This is a genomic window from Bacillus pretiosus, assembly GCF_051294775.1.
GTDB classification, from domain to species: Bacteria; Bacillota; Bacilli; order Bacillales; family Bacillaceae_G; genus Bacillus_A; species Bacillus_A wiedmannii.
Genome location: NZ_JBPPHF010000444.1, coordinates 1 through 287 on the forward strand (window position 1 = coordinate 1; position 287 = coordinate 287).

General features: G+C 30.7%; 1 pseudogene. It reads right to left on the reverse strand.

Annotated elements, in window-relative coordinates:
- A pseudogene (locus ACSG5Z_RS31650) lies at nt 1-269 on the reverse strand (chemotaxis protein); the annotation flags it as partial.
- Nucleotides 270-287: the final 18 nt, after the last annotated feature.

Consider the following 287-nt stretch of genomic DNA (forward strand, 5'->3'; position numbering starts at 1 on the left):
TGTATTTGATCCGTTTGGTAACTTGATTGTGTAAATAGTTTCGTAAAATAAACTGCATCTACTTTTTTACTATCCAATACTTTATTAATTACATTATCCAAAATTTTTATATTGTCTTTCGCCGATTGTGAAATCGTCTCATTAAAGTTTGTCTTCGCTTGCTGATAAGACGTCCAACCAATTACAATACTTGGAAGAATCAAAATGATAACAAATGACACAAGTAACTTTGCTATTAAACTACTACTCCTTAATTTCCCTTGAAACATATTTCTACCCCTCCATAC